Here is a 19994-nt window from a genome sequence, read left to right on the forward strand (position 1 = left end):
TCAGCAGGGCTGGAACGAACCGGGGCCGCCCATCCACGGCTCGACCACGAAGAAGCCCGCGCTCAGCCGCGCGCAGTCGACGTTGCTCGTGCTCGCCTGAGCCGAGACGAGCCAGAGGCCGCGCTTCGCCGCCGGCAGCCCGTCGGGGTGGGGGACCTCCCAGACGACCCGGTCGCGGATGGTGGCGATTCCGGCCCGGCCCGGCGTCGTCCGCGGCACGTCGAACGCGTACATCCAGACGTACTCGGTGGTGATCCGCAGGATCGGCCGGCCGTCGTCGCCGGTGACGGCCCGGTAGCGCATCTCACCCCGGACCCGGATCTCGTCGGCGCGGTCCTGCGAGCCGATCCGGGTGGCGTAGTTGAGGAACGACGAGTCCTCGAAGTCGGTACGCGTCTGCGCGCGCGAGGCAGGCGCCAGCAGCGCCAGGAACGGCTCCGTGTCGCCGAGGATCATGGACAGGTCGAGCCGGGCCTGGATCAGCGCGGCCCGGACCTGGCCGAGTGCCGTGGCCACCTGGCCGGCGGTGAACGGCGGTCGCGCCGTGGCCTGCGGCAGGACGATCCCGGCCGCGCCGATCGCGAAGTCCGCGCCGAGTGTGCCGGCGAAGAGGTCGCGCGGCTCGCCCACCCGGCTGAGCGGAACCGGAGACGGGCTGGCCGAGGCCGAGGCCGCGGCGGCGGTGCCGGACCGTACGCGATCGACGGTGACCCGGCCGATCACGGCCGTGCCGCCGATCAGCACCAGGGCGAGCACCACCACGAAGGCGACGTGGCGCTTGCCGCGCTGCCGGGACCAGACCATGCGGAAGCGCTCGGCGCGGGTCAGCGGGACGTGCGTGTCCGCGCCGGTCATCCAGCTCGGCAGCCGGATCTCCTCGCCCCGGGAGGCGACGGCGTAGGGATCCGGCTCGGGTGGGGTGGTCCCGTCTTCGGTGCTCATGCGGCGTTCCAGAGGGGGTGCAGGGGCAGGGGGCGCATGATCATTGCACCCGGCCGCCGATCCCGCTGTCCCGTTCCGTGCCGGTCAGATCCGGCCCTGCCGGATCGCCCACGCGAGGTAGAGCATGCCGACGACCAGCAGCGTCGCGGTCACCAGGACGAACACGAACGACCCGATCGCGGCCATCGTGGGATGCCGCTCGCCGAATCGGGTCCGGCCCTGCCAGGCCCAGATCCGGCGGCGCGCCGCCGCCAGCGCCGGTACGCCGTCGACCAGGTCGGACAGGCGGCGGCCGAGGGTACGGCGGGGCGGCTCCGGATTGCGCATCCAGTCCGGCAGGTCGACCCGGGCACGGTGCGGTGGCGGGGCGTCGCTCATCGAAAGGCTCCCATCGAGGGCGGTGTGGTGAGACGGGCGGGTCAGCAGGTGTCCGGCAGGTCGACTGTCTTGTCCGGGTCGAAGACGGCGTCCGGGTCCGGGTCGGCCGGCCCGCCGAGCGAGGGCTTGCCGAGCGCGAGCAGCCCCTTGTCCAGCGCGACGCAGTCGATGTTGGAGGCGTACGAGTCGGCCCGCTCGATCCACAGACCGACGGAGCCGGTGGTCACGTCGGCCGGGTGCGGGGTGCTCCACTTCACCGTGTCGTGGACCACCACCACGCCGGCGCCCGGGGCGGGGCGGGCGGTGGAGAAGGCGTACGCCCAGACGAAGTTCGTGGTCACCTCGAGGATGCGGATGCCGTCCCGGTCCTTCGTCGCCCGGTAGCTGATCCGGCCCTTGACCCGGGGCTGGTCGGCGGTGAGCCGGGCGCCGGGGGCGAGCCGGGTCGCGTAGGTGCTCGCCTCGCCGGTGGGGAAGTCGTCGCGCACGCCGGCCCGCGCGTCCGGGGCGAACTGGCGGACCAGCCGCTCCGGGTTCTTCGCGGTGAAGAACGTGCGGTCCAGCCGGGCGGTCACCAGGGCCTTGCGAACCTTGGTCAGCGCGTCGGCCACCTGCTTCTCGCTGAACGCGCCGGTCCGCTTGGCCCGGGGCAGCGCGATCCCCGCCGTGCCCTCCGGGAAGGCGGACGCCGGGGTGCCGTCGAACGGACCGGCGGCCGGTGGCGGCGAGGCCGACGAGGAGGCCTGCTCACCGACCGGCAGGCTGACGGTGGGGTGTTCGGCGGCCGGCTCGCGCCAGCGCTGGAAGCCCTGGTAGCCGACGCCCCCGACGAGCCCGAAGAAGGCGAGCAGCGCCAGCACGACCACACCGCCGAGCAGCTTGCCGGAGTGCCCGCCGAGCGCGATCCGCAGGCGGTCGCCGCGGCCCGGCTCGACCTCCGGCGCGGGCCGGCGCAGCCACTCGGGCACCCGTCCCAGGTCGTCCTCCGTCGGACGATCGCTGGCGTACGGATCGGAGGCGGAACGGTGATCGGTCATCGGACTTCCCGGGCAGACGGGGCGCTGGCGCACGATCTTGACACCCGGCCGAAGCAGGGCGGTATCCCCCGCAGGGAGGAGCGGCGCCGTCTGGCAGGCTTGGCGGTCGTGAGCACAGACGGTCTGATCGTGGTCGACAAGCCCGGCGGCATGACGTCGCACGACGTCGTGGCCCGCATCCGGCGGCTGGCCCGTACCCGCCGCGTCGGTCACGGCGGCACGCTGGACCCGATGGCCACCGGCGTGCTGGTGATCGGGGTGGGCCGGGCGACCCGGCTGCTCACGTACGTGATCGGCGCCGGCAAGAGCTACGCCGCGACGATCCGGCTGGGGCAGGCCACGGTCACCGACGACGCCGAGGGCGAGGTGGTCGCCACCACCCCGGCCGGCGCGGTCACCGACGACGGGGTACGCGCCGCGCTCGCCGCGCTCACCGGCGAGATCGACCAGGTGCCGAGCGCGGTCAGCGCCATCAAGATCAATGGACAGCGGGCGTACAAGCGGGTCCGCGACGGCGAGGCGGTCGAGCTGCCCGCCCGCCGGGTCACCGTGTCCCGGCTGGACGTGGTGGAGATCCGCCGGGACGTCCCGGACGTGGTGGACGTCGACGTCGACGTGACCTGCTCGTCCGGGACGTACATCAGGGCGCTGGCCCGCGACGCGGGCGCGGCCCTCGGTGTCGGCGGTCACCTCACCGCGCTGCGCCGGACCGCGGTGGGCGGGTTCACGCTCGCCGAGGCGGCCACGCTCGACCAGCTCGAGGAGCGCGCGCCGGACGTGGTGAACCTGCCGCTGGACGCCGCCGCCGAGCGGTTCTTCCCGCGCCGGGACGCCACCGCCGACGAGGCCCGGGTGCTGTCCCACGGCGGGCCGCTGGCGCCGGCCGGGATCACCGGGCCGTACGCCGTCTTCGGCCCGGCGGGCGGGCTGATCGCTATCGTCAGCGAGCGGGACGGTCGGGCCCGCGCGGAGATCGTGCTGGCCCCGGCCTGAACGGCGCGCGGGCGGACAGGGGAGGAGACGGCATGCAGCGGTGGCGGGGGTACGAGGCGGCGCCCGGCGGCTGGGGACGCTCGGTGGTCACCATCGGCGTCTTCGACGGCGTGCACCGGGGGCACCAGGCCACCATCGGTCACGCCGTGGCGCGGGCCCGGGAACTGGGCGTCAAGTCGGTGGTGGTGACGTTCGACCCGCACCCGGCCGAGGTGGTGCGCCCCGGCTCACACCCGGCGGTGCTGACCGAGCCGGCCCGCAAGGCCGAGCTGATCGAGGCGCTCGGCGTGGACGTGCTCTGCGTGGTGCCGTTCACCGTCGAGTTCTCCCGGCTGCCACCCGAGGCGTTCGTGCACGACGTCCTGGTCGAGCACCTGCACGCCGCGCTCGTGGTGGTCGGTGACAACTTCCGGTTCGGGCACCGGGCCGCGGGCGACGTGCCCCTGCTCGAGCGACTGGGCCGCACCTTCGGGTTCGCCGTCGAGGGGGCCCCGCTGGTCGCCGAGGCGGGGACGGTCTTCTCCTCCACGTACATCAGGTCCTGCGTCGACGCGGGCGACGTGGGCGCGGCGGCGGCGGCGCTCGGCCGCCCGCACCGGGTGGAGGGCGTGGTGGTCCGCGGCGACCAGCGCGGACGTGAGCTGGGTTACCCCACCGCCAACCTGCTGACCCACAGGTACGCGGCGGTGCCCGCCGACGGCGTGTACGCGGCCCGCCTGGTCCGCCGCGACGGGGAACCGCTGGCGGCGGCGGTGTCGATCGGCACCAACCCGACGTTCTCCGGCCGGGAGCGGCGGGTGGAGGCGTACGCGCTGGACTTCACCGGCGACCTCTACGGTGAGCGGCTGGCCCTGGACTTCGTGGCGCACCTGCGTGAGCAGCGGACATACGACGCGGTCGAACCGCTGGTGGCCCAGATCGCCGAGGACGTGGAACGCACCCGCCGGGCGGTGCTCTGACCCGCGCGGAGCGACCTTGACCGGCCGTCCGTCCCGAGGGCTGGTAGGCTGACGGAGACGTCGGCTGACCGACGGGGGCCTCGCGTGCCTGCACGACGCCGCGGGTGCGAGGAACCGGTCCGTTGCACCGGTCACCACGACCGCTCCGGACCTCATCGAATGACCCACGAAACAGGGAGAACATGGCGCTCGACCAGGAAGCCAAGGCCAAGATCCGCCAGGAGTACGCGACCGCCGAGGGCGACACCGGCTCGCCCGAGGTGCAGGTCGCGGTCCTGACCAAGCGGATCGCGGAGCTCACCGAGCACCTGAAGGTGCACAAGCACGACCACCACAGCCGCCGTGGGCTGCTGCTGCTGGTCGGCCGGCGCCGCCGGCTGCTCAACTACGTCCAGAAGAAGGACATCAACCGCTACCGGTCGCTCATCGAGCGGCTCGGCCTGCGCCGATGACCTGACGGGGGAGTGGCCGCCTGGCTGCTCCCCCGTTGCAGTACCACCGAAGAACCCGGCCGCGCGACACCCGAAGAGGGAGCCGGTCAGCACCGGTCTCCGGTAGTGGCCCCCGGGAACCCCGGCACGACGCCGGCCTCCCCGGGCGCTTCGATCGAAGACCGGCCGCCTGAGCAGTTCCCGTGTCGTCGGCCGACGACGCGAAGGAGCACCACAGCACATGACCGAGACCAACCTCGGCACCGAATCCCGCACCGCGGTGATCGACAACGGGTCCTTCGGCACCCGTGAGATCACTTTCTCCACCGGCCGTCTGGCCCGCCAGGCCGCCGGCTCCGTCGTCGCCCAGCTCGGCGAGACGGTCGTCCTCTCCGCCACCACGGCCGGCAAGCAGCCGCGCGAGTCGTTCGACTTCTTCCCGCTGACCGTGGACGTCGAGGAGCGGATGTACGCCGCGGGCCGCATCCCCGGCTCGTTCTTCCGCCGCGAGGGCCGGCCCAGCGAGGACGCCATCCTCACCTGCCGGCTGATCGACCGGCCGCTGCGCCCGTCGTTCGTCAAGGGCCTGCGCAACGAGGTCCAGGTCGTCGAGACGGTGCTGGCGCTCGACCCGCAGCACCCGTACGACGTGGTGGCGATCAACGCTGCCTCGATGTCGACCAAGCTCTCCGGCCTGCCGTTCTCCGGCCCGATCGGCGCGACCCGGGTCGCGCACGTCGACGGCCAGTGGGTCGCCTTCCCGACGCTGGAGGAGCTCGAGCGGGCCACCTTCGACATGGTCGTGGCCGGCCGCACCCTGCCGGACGGCGAGGTCGCGATCATGATGGTCGAGGCCGAGGCCACCCCGAACGCCGTGACCCTGATCTCGGGTGGCGCGACCGCGCCGACCGAGGAGATCGTGGCCAGCGGCCTGGAGGCCGCCAAGCCGGCCATCCGCGAGCTGTGCCGTGCGCAGAGCGAGCTGGCCGAGGTGGCCGCCAAGCCGGTCGCCGAGTTCCCGGTCTTCCTGGACTACTCCGACGACGCGTACGACGCGGTGGCCGAGGTGGCCCGCGCCGAGGTCGCCGAGGCGCTGAAGATCGCCGGCAAGGCCGACCGCGAGGAGGCCCTGGACCGGATCAAGGCCAAGGTCGCCGAGGAGCTGACCGGCCGGTTCGAGGGCCGCGAGAAGGAGCTGTCCGCCGCGTTCCGGTCGCTGACCAAGTCCGAGGTCCGCAACCGGGTGCTGCGCGAGCAGGTCCGCATCGACGGCCGCGGCCCGCGTGACATCCGTCCGCTGTCCGCCGAGGTCGGCGTGCTGCCGCGGGTGCACGGCTCGGCGCTGTTCGAGCGCGGCGAGACCCAGATCCTGGGCGTCACCACGCTGAACATGCTGCGCATGGAGCAGATGGTGGACACGCTGTCCCCGGAGAACCGCAAGCGCTACATGCACAACTACAACTTCCCGCCGTACTCGACCGGTGAAACCGGCCGGGTCGGCTCGCCGAAGCGGCGCGAGATCGGCCACGGCGCGCTCGCCGAGCGGGCGCTGCTCCCGGTGCTGCCCTCGCGCGAGGAGTTCCCGTACGCCATCCGGCAGGTCTCCGAGGCGCTCGGCTCCAACGGCTCCACCTCGATGGGTTCGGTCTGCGCCTCGACGCTGGGCCTGCTCTCGGCCGGTGTGCCGCTGAAGGCGCCGGTCGCCGGCATCGCCATGGGCCTCATCTCCGACGAGGTCGACGGCAAGACCCAGTACGTGACGCTGACCGACATCCTCGGCGCCGAAGACGCGTTCGGCGACATGGACTTCAAGGTCGCCGGCACCCGTGACTTCGTCACCGCGCTGCAGCTCGACACCAAGCTGGACGGCATCCCGTCGGACGTCCTGGCCGCCGCGCTGCAGCAGGCGCACGAGGCCCGGCAGACCATCCTCGACGTGATGCAGCGTGCCATCGAGGCGCCGGCCGAGATGTCGGACTACGCGCCGCGGGTCACCACCGTGAAGATCCCGGTCGACAAGATCGGCATGGTGATCGGCCCGAAGGGCCAGACCATCAACGCGATCCAGGACGAGACCGGCGCCGAGATCTCCATCGAGGACGACGGCACGATCTACGTCGGCGCGACCAACGGGCCGGCGGCCCAGGCCGCTGTGGACCGGATCAACGGGATCGCCAACCCGACGCTGCCCAAGGTCGGCGAGCGGTTCCTCGGCACCGTGGTGAAGACCGCCGCGTTCGGCGCCTTCATCTCGCTGCTGCCGGGCCGCGACGGCCTGCTGCACATCTCCAAGGTGGGCGACGGCAAGCGGGTCGAGAAGGTCGAGGACTACCTCAACGTCGGCGACAAGGTCGAGGTGGAGATCGCGGACATCGACGCCCGCGGCAAGATCTACCTGGACAAGATCCGCCCGGAGGGCGCCGAGGCGCCGGCCGAGGGCGCGGCCGGTGGCGGCGACCGTCCGTCGGGCCGGGACCGCGGCGGCGACCGTGGCCCGCGTGACCGGGGCGACCGTGGTGACCGTGGCGAGCGCCGCTCCGAGGGTGGCGAGGGCGGCGGCGAGTCCCGTCCGCGCCGCCGGACCCGGCACAGCTGATTCACCGACCGGCCCGGGTGACGTCCGCGTCACCCGGGCCGGCCCACGGCTCCAGGTCGCCCGCGCGAGCTGGAGCCGTCGTACGTCCGCCGTTCCTCGTCATCCGGAGAGCAGGTTCTCGTGAGTTCGTCAGGCGCCTCGACGGGATGGGGGGTGGCGCCGATCGGCTCGGCGGCCCGCGCGGTCACCCGTACGCTCAGCGACGACCCGCTCGGCGGCACCGTCCGCCGTACCGTGCTGCCCAGCGGGCTGCGGGTGCTCACCGAGGCGATCCCGGCGATGCGCAGCGTGTCGTTCGGCATCTGGGTGGCGGTCGGCTCGCGCGACGAGAACGGCACGCAGGCCGGTGCCGCGCACTTCCTGGAGCACCTGCTGTTCAAGGGCACCAACAAGCGCAGCGCGCTGGAGATCTCGGCGCAGATCGAGGCCGTGGGCGGCGAGACGAACGCCTTCACCACGAAGGAATACACCTGCTACTACGCGCGGGTGCTGGACGAGGACCTGCCGCTGGCCATCGACGTCATGTGCGACCTGGTCGCCGACTCGGTGCTGGCCCCCGCGGACGTGGAGACCGAACGCGGCGTCATCCTCGAAGAGATCGCCATGCACGACGACGAGCCCGGCGACGAGGTGCACGACCTGTTCGCCCGCGCCGTCTACGGCGACCACCCGCTGGGCCGGCTCATCTCCGGCACGGAGGAGACGGTCACGCCGATGACTCGGCGGCAGATCCAGAGCTTCTACCGCCGCCGCTACACCGCGCCGCAGATCGTGATCGCCGCCGCCGGCAACCTCGACCACGCCGCCGTGGTCAAGCTGGTCCGGCAGGCGCTGCGCGGCACCCCGCTGGACACCGACCCGGCGTCGCCCGCGCCGCACCGGTCGGCCACCCCGGCGGTACGCACCAAGCCGGCCACCACGCTCGTCGAGCCGAAGGAGACCGAGCAGGCGCACGTCATCCTCGGCTGCCCGGGGATCGACCGCACCGACGACCGGCGGTTCGCCCTCGGTGTGCTGAACAACGTGCTCGGGGGCGGCATGTCCAGCCGGCTGTTCCAGGAGATCCGGGAGCAGCGGGGCCTGGCTTACTCGGTCTACTCCTACGCCAGCCAGTACGCCGACAGCGGCGTGTTCGCCGTCTACGCCGGTTGCGCGCCGGGCAAGGTGGACGAGGTGCTGGACCTGACCCGTGCGGGGCTGGCGCGGGTGGCCGCCGAGGGGATCACCGAGGCGGAACTGGCCCGCGGCAAGGGGATGAGCAAGGGCTCGTTCGTGCTCGGGCTGGAGGACACCGGCTCGCGGATGAGCCGGCTCGCCAAGGGCGAGCTGCTCTACGGCAACCTGATGCCGGTGGACGACCTGCTGTCCCGGGTGGACGCGGTGACGCTCGACGACGTGAACGCGCTCGCCGCCGACCTGCTCGGACGGCCGATGTCCCTGGCGGTGGTCGGCCCGTTCGACTCCGGCAGCTTCACGGTCACGGGCTGAGCGGCCCGCCGGTCCGCCGGACCGCACGCCGGGCGCTGGGATAGGTTGTGGCCCGTGACTGAGCAGCAGAAGACGGCGGCCCGGGTCGGTGTGCTGGGCGCGCGGGGCCGGATGGGCATGGAGGTCTGCAAGGCGGTCGACTCCGCCGCCGACCTGGAGCTGGTAGCGGCCGTCGACCAGGGCGACGACCTGGACGCGGTGGCGCAGGCGGGCGCCGGGGTGGTCGTCGACTTCACCACCCCCGACGCGGTCATGGACAACCTGCGCTGGTGCGTCGAGAACGGCGTGCACGCGGTGGTCGGCACCACCGGATTCACCGAGCAGCGGCTCGCGCAGGTGCGGGGCTGGCTCGACGACCGGCCCGGGCTGGGCGTGGTGATCGCCCCCAACTTCGGCATCGGCGCGGTGCTGATGATGCAGTTCGCGGCGCGCGCCGCCCGCTACTTCGAGTCGGTCGAGATCGTCGAGCAGCACCACCCGCGCAAGCTGGACGCGCCGAGCGGGACCGCCACCCACACCGCCCGGCTGATCGCCGCGGCCCGCGCCGACGCCGGCCTGGGGCCCGCGCCGGACGCCACCCGCGACGAGGTGGCCGGCGCCCGCGGTGCCGACATCGACGGGGTACGCGTGCACGCGGTACGCGCCACCGGCCTGGTCGCCCACCAGGAGGTGCTGTTCGGCACCACTGGCGAGACGCTGACCATCCGGCACGACTCGTACGACCGGGTGTCGTTCATGCCCGGCGTGCTGCTCGCGGTCCGGGAGGTGGGTCGCCGGCCCGGTCTCACAGTCGGTCTGGACGCCCTGCTCGACTGACCTGGGCGTACCCTCTGCTCATGATCGATTCCGGGCACTCCGACCGCACCGGCCGCCGGGTGACGCTGCGGCCGGTGGACGACGACAACTGGCGGGCCGTCGCGGACGTCGCGCCGCACGACGACCAGCGTGCCTTCGTGGCCGCGCTGGCCGCCCGCTACCTGCTCCTCACCGAGCGCTCGGAGGTCTGGAACTCGCTCGCGGTGTACGCCGACGAGACGGTCGTCGGCCACGTCATGTGGGGCGTGGACGACGACGGGTCGCGCTGGATCGGCGGCATGGTGATCGACGCCGCCGAGCAGGGCCGGGGCCTGGGCCGCGCCACGGTACGGACGCTCGCGGACCGGCTCGCCGAGGCGGGCGAGCCGATCCGCCTGAGCTACCACCCCGACAACAAGCCCGCCGCCGCCCTCTACACCGCGCTGGGTTTCCACCCCACCGGCGCCATGGAGGACGACGAGTTGGTGGCCGAACTCCGCCCCGCCTGACCCCCGGGACCCTGTTCCCGGTCGATCATGAGGTTGGCGGCAGATGGGGAGATCGACAAGGCCGCCAACTTCATGATCGACGCGATCACGGTGGGGTGGGGTGGCGGTCCTGCCCCGTGCCGGGACCGCCGGCCCACCCACGTGAGGGTGGACCGGCGGCCGGACGGGAACTCATCGGTCGGCTGAGAGGTTTTCGTCAGCGGACTCCGGGGTCGCCACGTGGAAGCGGAGCTGGGGGACCAGCATGTCGTCCACGTCCAGCGCGCGGGTCGCCCCGTCCGGCTCCCAGCCGGTCGAGCCGAGGAACTTCCGGGTCGCCGCGTCGGCGTCGAACGCCCACGCGACCGCCCGGGTCAGCCCGTCGCCGCGCCAGTGCTCGACAGCCGCGGCGAGCAGCCGGCTGCCGTGCCCGCGCCGCCCCCACCGGGGCTCGACCAGCAGGTCCGTCACCGCCGCGACGTCCGAGCCGAGCGCCTCGGCCGGCTCGCCGGGAGCGAGCGCGTCCGCGTCGGCCGGACCGGAGGCGACGAACCCCACCAGATAGGATTGCGCCGCCTGTTCGACGGCGACCAGCACCCGGTGCGCGCCCGAGGGCGGCTCCTGCACCGCCGCACTCCACCGCCGCGCGAGGTACGCCTCGTCGAGGTTGTCGAGCACGTGCCGTGGCAGGATCCGGCGGTACGCGACCCGCCAGGTCGCGAGCTGGATGCGTGCGATCTCGCCGGCGTCCTCAGGACGCGCGGGCCGGACGTAGCCTGCAGCCATGGCACGTGAGCCTACGCAGGGCGAGGAGGGTGACGGTGGCGCAGGGTGCCGCGCGCACGGTCGCGCAGGTCGTCGCCGTGGTGGCGCTCGCCGCGGCAGTCACCGTGTTCCTCTCCGTGGCGGCGGTCCGGCACGGCTTCTTCGACCTGCAGGTCTACTACGGCGCGCTGACCTACTGGGCGCGTGACGGCGGGGAGATCTACGACTTCCTGCGCTCCGGCACGCAGTACGGCTTCACCTACCCGCCGTTCGCCGCGCTGGTGATGCTGCCGATGGCGTACCTGCCGTGGAACGCGGCGATCGTGGTGAGCGTGACCCTGACGGTGGTGACGAGCGCCGTGGTGATCTGGCGGCTGCTGGACCCGGTGGCCCGCCGCTCCGGCTGGACCCGCTGGTTCGCGCTCGCGGTCGCGCTCTGCCTGGCCGCCGCGTACGAGCCGATGCGGGAGACGGTCAACTTCGGCCAGGTCAACATGCTGCTGCTGTTCCTGGTGGCGGTGGACCTGCTGTGGCTGCTGCCGGCGCGCAGCCGCTGGGCGGGCGTGGGCATCGGCCTGGCCACCGCGATCAAGCTGACGCCCGGCATCTTCATCGTCTACCTGCTGGTCACCGGCCGCTGGCGGGCCGCCCTGACCACTGTCGGCACCGCCGCGGTCGCCACGCTGGTGGCCGCCGGCCTCTTCCCTGACGCCTCCCGGGAGTTCTGGACCGAGGCGCTGTGGAACACCGACCGGGTCGGCGAGCTGGCGTTCGTCTCCAACCAGTCGCTGCGCGGGGTGGTGGCCCGGCTCGACCCGCAGCACCCCAGCACGATCGCGTGGCTGCTGCTCGTACTCGTGACGCTCGTGATCTGGGGGTGGCGGTCGCGGGCGGCGGTGGCCGCCGGCGACGAGGCCACCGGCCTGGCCCTGACCGGCGCGGTGATGTGCCTGGTCAGCCCGGTGACCTGGGTGCACCACCTGGTCTGGCTGCTGCCCGGGCTGATCCTGCTCGTCGACAACGGCATGGCGGCGCCCGCGCGCAGCCGCCGGCGCCGTCTGTTGCTGGCCGCCGCGGTGATCGGGTACGCGCTGCTGTGCAGCCGGATCGTCTGGTCCTGGGAGAAGGACTTCACCGGCGTGGACGGCTTCCTCGGCAGCAACACGTACGTGTGGATCAGCCTGGCGTTGCTGCTCGGGCTACCGATCCGCCGCTGGCTCACACCCATCGACGGCGAGCGGCGCGGCGACGATCTCCCGGCCGGGTCAGCCTCCGGTGGTGTACCGCAGCTCGCGGAGCAGGATCGGGGCGAGGCCGCCGGGCAGCGGCACCGCGTAGGTGGACTCCTCGCCGTCCGGTGAGTGCCCGGCCCGCTCGTAGAAGCGGCGGGCGCGGGCGTTGTCGGCGAGCACCCAGAGCCGGTATTCCGTCCAGCCCCGCTCGGCCAGGCCGTCGCGGGCCGCCGCGAGCAGCGTCCGCGCGGTGCCCGAGCCCCAGTGCGCCGGCTCCACGTAGATCGCCACCAGCTCGCCGTGCGCCGGGTCGAGGTCGTCGCGGTCCTGGTTGTTCCGGTACGGCCCGAACGTGGTGAACCCGACGATCGTGCCGTCGTCCTCGGCGACGAGCGTGGTGAACGGGTGCTCCGGGTCGGCGGTGCCGAGGTCGCGGCGGCGCTGCGCCCATGCGCGCGGGTTCAGCCGGGTCAGCACCTCCGCGGGCATGATCCCGGCGTAACCGGCCTGCCAGCCGTGGACGTGCACCCGGGCGATCGCTTCGGCGTCGTCCGGTTCCTCCCGGCGAATGGTGAGCACCTGTCCGTTCTATGCCCCGGCGGGCGATCGGTCCAGCCGCCGCTCCCGGCGACCTGGACTCGTCGTGTCGGAGGTCTGGATTAGGGTCGCCGACGATGGCCGTACCGGAATCGCTCTCCCTCGCCCAGGCCCGCCGGATCACCCTGGCCGCCCAGGGCTTCGCCGACCCGGCGCCCACCGGCGTGCCCACCCGGCGGCATCTGCGCCGGGTGCTCGACCGGGTCGGGCTGATCCAGATGGATTCGGTGAACGTGCTCCAGCGGGCGCACTACCTGCCGCTCTACAGCCGGCTCGGGCCCTACCCGACCGCCCTGCTCGACACCGCCGCCTACCGCCGCCCGCGTGAGCTGTTCGAATACTGGGCGCACGAGGCGTCGCTGGTGCCGGTGGGCCTGCACCCGGCGTTGCGCTGGCGGATGGCGAAGGCCCGCGACGAGGCGTGGGGCGGCATGCGCCGGATCGCCGAGGAGCAGCCCGGGCTGATCGCCTGGGTCCGCGACGAGGTGGCCGCCCGGGGCCCGCTGACCGCGGCCGAGATCGAGCACGACGCGCCTCGGGAGACCGGCAACTGGGGCTGGAACTGGTCCGTCGTGAAGCGGGCCCTGGAGTTCCTGTTCTGGGCCGGCGAGGTCACCGCTGCCGACCGCACCAACTCGTTCGCCCGCCGCTACGACCTGCCCGAGCGGGTGCTTCCGGCCACCGTGCTGGACGCGCCCACCCCGAGCGACGCCGAGGCGTACCGGTCGCTCGTCTCGATCGCCGCCCGCTCGCTGGGTGTGGCCGCCGAGCCGGAGCTGCGCGACTACTTCCGGCTCCCGGTCGCCGGGGCGCGGCAGGCGGTGGCCGAGCTGGTCGAGGCGGGCGAGCTGACCCCGGTCACCGTGCAGGGCTGGCGGCACCCCGCCTACCTGCACGCCGACGCCCGGCTGCCCCGCTGGGTCCGCGGCAACACGCTGGTCAGCCCGTTCGACCCGCTGGTCTGGGAGCGAGGGCGCACCGAGCGGCTGTTCGGCTTCACCTACCGGATCGAGATCTACGTGCCGGCGCCGAAACGGGTCTACGGCTACTACGTGCTGCCGTTCCGCCAGGGCGAGCGCTTCACCGCCCGGGTCGACCTGAAGGCCGACCGGAAGGGCGGGGTGCTGCTGGTGCCCGCCGCCTGGGTCGAGCCGGGCGCCGATCCGGGGGAGACCGCCGTGGCGCTCGCCGCCGAGCTGTACCGGCTGGCCGGCTGGCTCGGTCTGGACGCGGTCGCCCCGCCCGCCGCGGGCGACCTGGCGGGGCCGCTGGCCGCCGCGCTGGTGGGCGTGGCCGGTGTACGGTGAGCGCGTGACGAGCGTTGACCGGCCTGCCACCGCGCCCGACCCGCACCCCGAGTCGCACCCGCACGGGCACGCGCAGCCGGAGTCCGGGCCGCAGGGCGAGGCGCACGCCTACGCGTACGCCGGGCAGCCTTCGCACGCCGAGACGCACGCGCACGCCGGTCCGCACGCTCCCGCCGGAGCGCCCGGAGCGCCCGGAGCGCCCGGAGCGCCCGGAGCGCCCGGAGCGCCCGGAGCACCGTGGCCGGGGGGTTACCCGGCGGCGTACCAGCCGGTCGAGGCCGACCGGTTCACCCGGATGGTGATGCGCCTGCACGCCCGCGCTCCGCGCTGGGCGGTGCCGCTCGCGGCGCTCGGCTGCGTCGGCGTCGGCATCGCGTACGCGCTGGTCAGCGACCCGACCCGGAGCGACCCGGACGCCGCACCGACCTGCCTGCTCAAGCTGACCACCGGGCTGGACTGTCCGGGCTGTGGCGGCACCCGCGCGCTCTGGTACGTGCTGCACGCCGACCTGCCCGCCGCGGCCCGCCACCACTTCCTGTTCGTCTTCGCCCTGCCGTTCCTGACCTGGCTCTTCGTGGCCTGGGCCGGCAACCGGGCGTTCGGCTGGAAGCTCCCCGAGATCCAGTTCAGCCCCAAGGTCATCGGCATGTTCCTGGCCGCCTGGGGCGTCTTCTCGGTGGTCCGCAACCTGCCCTGGGCCCCCTTCACCTCGCTCTACGTCTGACCGGTTCCGGACGGCCGCGTGCCCGATTTCCACGGCGACGGCGCGGCCACTACAGTCGCAGGAATGCCGGAGATGGTGCAGCCCCAGGTCAAGTTGATCGCGTGGACCCAGTTCCAGGCACCCGAAGAGGTGCCCTGGTCCACCGACGCCGACGGCGGGCAGGCGCTCGCCGAGTTCGCCGGCCGGGCCTGCTACCAGAGCTGGAAGAAGCCGAACCCGGCCACCGCCACCAACGCCGGCTACCTGGCGCACATCCTGGAGGTCGGCCACCTGAGCGTGCTGGAGCACGGCTCGGTGAGCTTCTACTTCAGCGGCGTCTCGCGCTCGTTCACCCACGAGCTGATCCGGCACCGGCACTTCTCCTACTCGCAGCTGTCCCAGCGCTACGTGCCCGAGCGGGACGCGGCGATGGTCGAGCCGTCGGTGATCGCCGACGACCCGGAGCTGCACAAGAAGTTCGTCGAGGCCACCGACGCGGCGGTACGGGCGTACACCGAGTTGCTGGAGGGGCTGGAGAGCCGTTTCACCGACGAGCCCAACCCGACGCTGCGCCGCAAGCAGGCCCGCCAGGCGGCCCGGGCGGTGCTGCCCAACGCCACCGAGACGCGGATCGTGGTGACCGGCAACTACCGGGCCTGGCGCCACTTCGTGAAGATGCGCGCCACCGAGCACGCCGACGTGGAGATCCGCGAGCTGGCCGTGGAGTGCCTGCGCCAGCTCAAGGGTGTCGCGCCGAACGTCTTCGCCGACTTCGAGATCTCCACGCTGCCCGACGGCACCGAGGTGGCAGCGTCGCCGCACGCCGAGTGACTCGTCGCCCTTCGCCGCCGGGTCACCGGCGGCCGTCCGCTAGGTTGTGAGCATGACGCACGACCACTCCGCCGCCCCCAGCCGGGGCGCGTCGCGCCCGTTCGGGCGAGTGATGACGGCCATGGTGACCCCGTTCACGCCGGACGGCGGCCTGGACCTCGACGGCGCCGCCCGGCTCGCCGAATACCTCGTCGACCAGCAGGGCAACGACGCGCTGGTCCTCAACGGCACCACCGGCGAGTCCCCGACCACCACGGAGGCGGAGAAGGAGTCGCTGATCCGTGCCGTGGTCGAGGCGGTCGGCGACCGGGCCCGCATCGTCGCCGGGGTGGGCACCAACGACACCCGGCACACCGTCGAGCTGGCCACGCAGGCCGAGAAGGCCGGCGCGCACGGCCTGCTGGTGGTCACGCCGTACTACAACAAGCCGCCGCAGGCCGGTCTGCTGCGTCACTTCACCACCGTCGCGGACGCCACCGGCCTGCCGGTCATGCTCTACGACATCCCGCACCGCACGGGCGTGGCGATCGCCACCGAGACGCTCGTGAAGCTGGCCGAGCACGGCCGGATCGTCGCGGTGAAGGACGCCAAGAGCGACCTGCTCGCCACCGCGGAGGTGCTCAGCCGCACCGACCTGGCCTACTACAGCGGCGAGGACGCGCTGACCCTGCCGATGCTGTCGATCGGCGCGGTCGGCGTGGTCGGCACCTCCACCCACTTCACCGGCGCGCTGACCCAGCAGATGATCGAGGCGTTCGAGGCGGGCGACAACGCCCGGGCGCTCGCCCTGCACCGGCAGTTGCTGCCGCTCTACACCGGCATCTTCCGCACCCAGGGCACGATCCTGGTCAAGGCCGGCCTCGGGGTGCAGGGTCGCCCGGCCGGTCCGGTGCGGCCGCCGCTCGTCGACGCCACCGGTGACGAACTGGCCCAGCTGCGCGCCGACTGCGCCGCGGCGGGCCTGCCCCTGCCCGAATGAATCAACGACACGACGGACGCCGCGCGACGGCGTCGCAGAATGAGGTGACGCGTGACCGAGGCGCACATCGAGGGTGAACTGCCCCCGCCGCTGCCCGAGGGCGGCCTGCGGATCATCCCGCTCGGCGGACTCGGCGCCATCGGCCGGAACATGACCGTCTTCGAGTACGACGGCAAGCTGCTCATCGTCGACTGCGGGGTGCTGTTCCCCGACGTCGAGCAGCCGGGCGTGGACCTGATCCTGCCCGACTTCGCTCCGATCCTGGACCGGCTGGCCGACGTACAGGCGATCGTGCTCACGCACGGCCACGAGGACCACATCGGCGCGGTGCCGTACCTGCTCGCGCACAAGCCGGACATTCCGCTCGTCGGTTCCCAGTTCACGCTCGCGCTCGTCGAGGCGAAGCTGGCCGAGCGGCGGATCCAGCCGTACACGCTGACCGTGCGGGAGGGTGGCCGGGAACGGCTGGGCCCGTTCGAGTGCGAGTTCTTCGCGGTGAACCACTCGATCCCGGACGCGCTCGCGGTGGCCATCCGTACCCCGGCCGGCCTGGTGCTGCACACCGGCGACTTCAAGATGGACCAGCTTCCCCTGGACGGGCGGATCACCGACCTGGCCGGGTTCGCCCGGCTCGGCGCCGAGGGCGTCGACCTGCTGCTGTCCGACTCGACGAACGCGGAGATCCCCGGCTTCGTCACGCCGGAGCGGGAGATCGGCCCGGTCCTCGACTCGATCTTCGGAAAGGCCAAGGGGCGGATCATCGTCGCCTCGTTCGCCTCGCACGTGCACCGGGTGCAGCAGGTCTTCGACTCGGCGTCCGAGCACGGCCGCAAGGTGGCGCTGATCGGCCGGTCCATGGTCCGCAACATGGGCATCGCCCGTGACCTGGGCCTGCTGAACATCCCGCCCGGCCTGGTGGTCGGGATCGAGGAGGCCACGAACCTGCCGCCCGAGCAGATCGTGCTGATGTCCACCGGTTCGCAGGGCGAGCCGATGAGCGCGCTGGGCCGGATGGCCAGCGGCGACCACCGGCACATCACCATCGCGCCCGGCGACACGGTGGTGCTGGCGTCCTCGCTGGTGCCCGGCAACGAGACCTCGGTCTACCGGGTGATCAACCGGCTGGCCCGGGCCGGCGCCGTGGTGGTCCACAAGGACGTCGCCAAGGTGCACGTCTCCGGCCACGCCCCGGCCGGCGAGCTGCTCTACCTGCTCAACGTCGTCCGCCCGAGCAACCTGATGCCGGTACACGGCGAGTGGCGGCACCTGCGGGCGCACGCCCGGCTCGGCATCGAGTCCGGCGTCGCGCCGGACCGGGTCGTGCTCTGCGAGGACGGCGACGTGGTCGACCTGGTCGAGGGCCGCGCCAGCCTGGTCGGGCGGGTCAAGAGCCGGTACGTCTACGTCGACGGTCTCGCCGTCGGTGACGTGAGCGAGTCGCTGCTCACCGAGCGCCGGATCCTCGGCGACGGCGGGTTCATCGCCGCGACAGTGGTGGTCGACTCGGTCACCGGCAAGGTGGTCGCCGGGCCGACCGTCTCGGCCAAGGGCTTCTCCGAGGACCCGGAGGCGTTCAACCCGGTGGTCCCGCTGGTCACCGAGGCGCTGAACCGGGCCGCCGCGGACGGCATCACGGACCCGCACCAGCTCCAGCAGATCGTCCGCCGCACGGTGGGCCGCTGGGTCAACGACGCGTACCGCCGTCGGCCCATGATCGTCCCGACCGTCGTCGAGGTCTGACCCGACCGCGCCGCGCGCCGGTCCACCGTCCGCGGTGGGCCGGCGCCGTCGCTTTCCGGGTACGCCCCGACACGCCGCGTCGAAACCCTTCGCTCACCCTCATCCGATCGGCGTCCGTCTCCGTACCTCCCGACGGCCGGCGTGCCCCTGCGCCGGTCGGGAGGAGCGTGGCGGATGGACCGCAGACGGATGACAGCCATCGGCGTACTGGTGGCGGCGGCCGGGTTGACGGCGGCGGTGACCGTACCGTCGTTCGCCGGTGAGGAACCCCGGCGGGCCGCGCCGGCGGCCGACGGCGTCGCGCCGGAGGTCCTGGACGCGATGGGCCGCGACCTCTCGCTGACCCGCGACCAGGCGGTGAAGCGGTTGCGGACGGAGCGGTGGGCGGCCGGCACCGTCACCCGGCTGCGCGGCGAACTCGGCGCCGGCTACGGGGGCAGCTGGCTCAGCGCGGACGGCGCCACGCTCACCGTGGCGGTGGCCGACCCGGCCGGTGAGGCCCGGGTACGCGCGGCGGGCGCGGTCCCGAAGCGGGTCGCGCGGGGCGTCGCCGAGCTGGACGCGGTGAAGTCCCGGCTGGACGCGGCGGGCGCCGACGCGAGCCCGGACGTGGCCGGCTGGTACGTCGACGTGGCAGACAACGCGGTGGTTGTGATCGCGCGGCCGGGCGCGGAGGCCGACGGCCGCCGGTTCGCCGCAGCCGCCGGTTCGAAGGCCGCGACGGTCCGGGTGCGGACCGCCGACGAGGCCCCGCGTCCGCTGTTCGACGTGCGGGGCGGCGACGCCTACCTGATCAACAACGCGGGCCGCTGCTCGGTCGGCTTCTCCGTGGTCGGCGGGTTCGTCACCGCCGGGCACTGCGGCCGGCCGGGGGACCGCACCACCGGATCGAACCGGGTCGCCCAGGGCACTTTCGCCGCGTCCTCGTTCCCGGGTGACGACTGGGCGTTCGTGCGGGTGAACGCCGACTGGACGCCGCAGGGCGTGGTGACCGACTTCAACGACGGCGGCACGGTGGCGGTGAACGGCTCCACCGAGGCGCCGGTGGGCGCGTCGATCTGCCGGTCCGGCTCCACCACCGGCACCCGGTGCGGCCTGATCCAGGCGAAGAACGCCACAGTCAACTACCCGGAGGGCACGGTCACCGGGCTGACCCGCACGAACGTCTGCGCCGAGCCGGGCGACTCCGGCGGCGCGTGGCTCTCCGGCGACCAGGCGCAGGGCGTCACCTCGGGCGGCTCCGGCGACTGCACCCGGGGCGGCACCACGTTCTTCCAGCCGGTGAACGAGATCCTCGAGCGCAACAACCTGACCCTCGTCACCGCCGGCGACCAGCCCGCGCCCACGCAGCCGCCGGCGGGCGGCGGCGAGACCACACCGCCCGCGACCGCCGAGCCCACCCCGCCGGCCGGCGACACCGAGTGCACCGGGCAGGTGAGCCGGACCGGCCGGATCGCCGCCGGACGGACCCAGATCCAGCCGGACGGGCGCTTCTACCGGGTGCCCGACGGCACCCAGGAGGCGTGCCTGTCCGCGCCGGACGGCGCCCGGGTGGCGCTGGAGCTGCAACGCTTCACCGGCGGCGCGTTCCGCACCGTGGCCCGCGCGACCTCCGCCGACGGCACGGCCCGCCTGACCGCCGAGACGCCGGCCGGCGCCTACCGGTACCGCGTCGTCGGGTTGTCCGGCTCCGGCGAGTACACGCTGGCGTTCTCCGCCCGCTGACCGCCGCA

Annotated in this window: 19 protein-coding genes; 14 read left to right on the forward strand and 5 right to left on the reverse strand. The window is 73.4% G+C overall.

Annotation, left to right across the window (positions count from 1 at the left end; all coding sequences use genetic code 11):
• The 3 genes from ACQP26_RS07575 to ACQP26_RS07585 all read right to left on the reverse strand — a co-directional run bounded on the left by ACQP26_RS07575 (window position 1) and on the right by ACQP26_RS07585 (window position 2357).
• The gene (locus ACQP26_RS07575; RefSeq protein WP_281578715.1) at window positions 1–942 is read right to left on the reverse strand and encodes a hypothetical protein; all 942 of its coding nucleotides are present in this window, start codon (window positions 940–942) and stop codon (window positions 1–3) included.
• Window positions 943–1026: 84 nt separating this feature from the next.
• Window positions 1027–1320 (reverse strand): hypothetical protein, encoded by a 294-nt coding sequence (locus ACQP26_RS07580; RefSeq protein WP_269701357.1) that lies wholly within the window; start codon window positions 1318–1320, stop codon window positions 1027–1029.
• A gap of 41 nt (window positions 1321–1361) precedes the next feature.
• The gene (locus ACQP26_RS07585) at window positions 1362–2357 is read right to left on the reverse strand and encodes a hypothetical protein (RefSeq protein WP_433495299.1); all 996 of its coding nucleotides are present in this window, start codon (window positions 2355–2357) and stop codon (window positions 1362–1364) included.
• A 108-nt stretch (window positions 2358–2465) separates the two neighbouring features.
• Here ACQP26_RS07585 and truB point away from each other — a divergent pair, with 108 nt between their 5' ends.
• From truB to ACQP26_RS07620, 7 genes are all read left to right on the forward strand, one after another.
• Window positions 2466–3350, forward strand: coding sequence for a tRNA pseudouridine(55) synthase TruB (truB, locus tag ACQP26_RS07590; RefSeq protein WP_433495300.1), 885 nt, complete (start codon window positions 2466–2468; stop codon window positions 3348–3350).
• A 32-nt stretch (window positions 3351–3382) separates the two neighbouring features.
• A complete protein-coding gene (locus ACQP26_RS07595) occupies window positions 3383–4309 on the forward strand; it encodes a bifunctional riboflavin kinase/FAD synthetase (protein ID WP_281578712.1) in 927 nt (308 codons plus the stop codon).
• 182 nt (window positions 4310–4491) lie between these two features.
• Entirely contained in the window at window positions 4492–4761 is a 270-nt protein-coding gene (rpsO, locus tag ACQP26_RS07600; RefSeq protein ID WP_013284678.1) for a 30S ribosomal protein S15, read from the forward strand.
• Between the two features lie 220 nt (window positions 4762–4981).
• Window positions 4982–7336, forward strand: coding sequence for a polyribonucleotide nucleotidyltransferase (locus ACQP26_RS07605; protein ID WP_269701349.1), 2355 nt, complete (start codon window positions 4982–4984; stop codon window positions 7334–7336).
• Between the two features lie 120 nt (window positions 7337–7456).
• Entirely contained in the window at window positions 7457–8824 is a 1368-nt protein-coding gene (locus ACQP26_RS07610; RefSeq protein WP_433495301.1) for a M16 family metallopeptidase, read from the forward strand.
• A 111-nt stretch (window positions 8825–8935) separates the two neighbouring features.
• Window positions 8936–9640: a 4-hydroxy-tetrahydrodipicolinate reductase gene (gene dapB / locus ACQP26_RS07615; protein ID WP_433496102.1), complete on the forward strand. Its 705-nt coding sequence runs from the start codon at window positions 8936–8938 to the stop codon at window positions 9638–9640.
• Window positions 9641–9660: 20 nt separating this feature from the next.
• A complete protein-coding gene (locus ACQP26_RS07620) occupies window positions 9661–10128 on the forward strand; it encodes a GNAT family N-acetyltransferase (RefSeq protein WP_433495302.1) in 468 nt (155 codons plus the stop codon).
• A 171-nt stretch (window positions 10129–10299) separates the two neighbouring features.
• Here the strand turns inward: ACQP26_RS07620 and ACQP26_RS07625 are convergent, their stop codons facing one another.
• Entirely contained in the window at window positions 10300–10893 is a 594-nt protein-coding gene (locus ACQP26_RS07625) for a GNAT family N-acetyltransferase (protein ID WP_269701337.1), read from the reverse strand.
• Between the two features lie 35 nt (window positions 10894–10928).
• On the opposite strand from ACQP26_RS07625, the gene ACQP26_RS07630 reads away from it, so the two are divergent.
• Window positions 10929–12233 (forward strand): glycosyltransferase family 87 protein, encoded by a 1305-nt coding sequence (locus ACQP26_RS07630; RefSeq protein ID WP_281578708.1) that lies wholly within the window; start codon window positions 10929–10931, stop codon window positions 12231–12233.
• Here the strand turns inward: ACQP26_RS07630 and ACQP26_RS07635 are convergent.
• A complete protein-coding gene (locus ACQP26_RS07635; RefSeq protein WP_433495303.1) occupies window positions 12138–12683 on the reverse strand; it encodes an N-acetyltransferase family protein in 546 nt (181 codons plus the stop codon). The genes ACQP26_RS07630 and ACQP26_RS07635 overlap by 96 nt on opposite strands.
• Before the next feature lie 95 nt (window positions 12684–12778).
• Between ACQP26_RS07635 and ACQP26_RS07640 the strand changes: the two genes are divergently transcribed.
• The 6 genes from ACQP26_RS07640 to ACQP26_RS07665 all read left to right on the forward strand — a co-directional run bounded on the left by ACQP26_RS07640 (window position 12779) and on the right by ACQP26_RS07665 (window position 19986).
• The gene (locus ACQP26_RS07640) at window positions 12779–14008 is read left to right on the forward strand and encodes a winged helix-turn-helix domain-containing protein (RefSeq protein WP_433495304.1); all 1230 of its coding nucleotides are present in this window, start codon (window positions 12779–12781) and stop codon (window positions 14006–14008) included.
• Window positions 13998–14732, forward strand: coding sequence for a DUF2752 domain-containing protein (locus ACQP26_RS07645; protein ID WP_433495305.1), 735 nt, complete (start codon window positions 13998–14000; stop codon window positions 14730–14732). Before ACQP26_RS07640 ends, ACQP26_RS07645 begins: the two co-directional genes overlap by 11 nt.
• A gap of 72 nt (window positions 14733–14804) precedes the next feature.
• Window positions 14805–15542 carry an FAD-dependent thymidylate synthase gene (gene thyX / locus ACQP26_RS07650; protein WP_194799842.1) on the forward strand — a complete coding sequence of 246 codons (738 nt, stop codon included), beginning with the start codon at window positions 14805–14807 and terminating at the stop codon, window positions 15540–15542.
• 52 nt (window positions 15543–15594) lie between these two features.
• Window positions 15595–16521 carry a 4-hydroxy-tetrahydrodipicolinate synthase gene (dapA, locus tag ACQP26_RS07655; protein ID WP_281578705.1) on the forward strand — a complete coding sequence of 309 codons (927 nt, stop codon included), beginning with the start codon at window positions 15595–15597 and terminating at the stop codon, window positions 16519–16521.
• A gap of 51 nt (window positions 16522–16572) precedes the next feature.
• On the forward strand, window positions 16573–18261 hold the full coding sequence (locus ACQP26_RS07660) for a ribonuclease J (protein WP_269701327.1): 1689 nt from the start codon (window positions 16573–16575) through the stop codon (window positions 18259–18261).
• Between the two features lie 174 nt (window positions 18262–18435).
• A complete protein-coding gene (locus ACQP26_RS07665; protein WP_433495306.1) occupies window positions 18436–19986 on the forward strand; it encodes a S1 family peptidase in 1551 nt (516 codons plus the stop codon).
• Window positions 19987–19994: the final 8 nt, after the last annotated feature.

The sequence above is a fragment of the Micromonospora sp. CA-248089 genome, assembly GCF_050948515.1.
Classification (GTDB): domain Bacteria; phylum Actinomycetota; class Actinomycetes; order Mycobacteriales; family Micromonosporaceae; genus Micromonospora.

Bases quoted from the DNA above. Each gene is read 5' to 3' on its own strand.
- dapA (WP_281578705.1), top strand. From the start codon at position 15,595: ATGACGCACGACCACTCCGCCGCCCCCAGCCGGGGCGCGTCGCGCCCG.
- ACQP26_RS07585 (WP_433495299.1), bottom strand. From the start codon at position 2,357: ATGACCGATCACCGTTCCGCCTCCGATCCGTACGCCAGCGATCGTCCG.
- ACQP26_RS07580 (WP_269701357.1), bottom strand. From the start codon at position 1,320: ATGAGCGACGCCCCGCCACCGCACCGTGCCCGGGTCGACCTGCCGGAC.
- ACQP26_RS07640 (WP_433495304.1), top strand. From the start codon at position 12,779: ATGGCCGTACCGGAATCGCTCTCCCTCGCCCAGGCCCGCCGGATCACC.
- rpsO (WP_013284678.1), top strand. From the start codon at position 4,492: ATGGCGCTCGACCAGGAAGCCAAGGCCAAGATCCGCCAGGAGTACGCG.
- ACQP26_RS07620 (WP_433495302.1), top strand. From the start codon at position 9,661: ATGATCGATTCCGGGCACTCCGACCGCACCGGCCGCCGGGTGACGCTG.
- ACQP26_RS07605 (WP_269701349.1), top strand. From the start codon at position 4,982: ATGACCGAGACCAACCTCGGCACCGAATCCCGCACCGCGGTGATCGAC.
- ACQP26_RS07575 (WP_281578715.1), bottom strand. From the start codon at position 942: ATGAGCACCGAAGACGGGACCACCCCACCCGAGCCGGATCCCTACGCC.
- ACQP26_RS07595 (WP_281578712.1), top strand. From the start codon at position 3,383: ATGCAGCGGTGGCGGGGGTACGAGGCGGCGCCCGGCGGCTGGGGACGC.
- thyX (WP_194799842.1), top strand. From the start codon at position 14,805: ATGGTGCAGCCCCAGGTCAAGTTGATCGCGTGGACCCAGTTCCAGGCA.
- ACQP26_RS07665 (WP_433495306.1), top strand. From the start codon at position 18,436: ATGGACCGCAGACGGATGACAGCCATCGGCGTACTGGTGGCGGCGGCC.
- dapB (WP_433496102.1), top strand. From the start codon at position 8,936: ATGGGCATGGAGGTCTGCAAGGCGGTCGACTCCGCCGCCGACCTGGAG.
- ACQP26_RS07625 (WP_269701337.1), bottom strand. From the start codon at position 10,893: ATGGCTGCAGGCTACGTCCGGCCCGCGCGTCCTGAGGACGCCGGCGAG.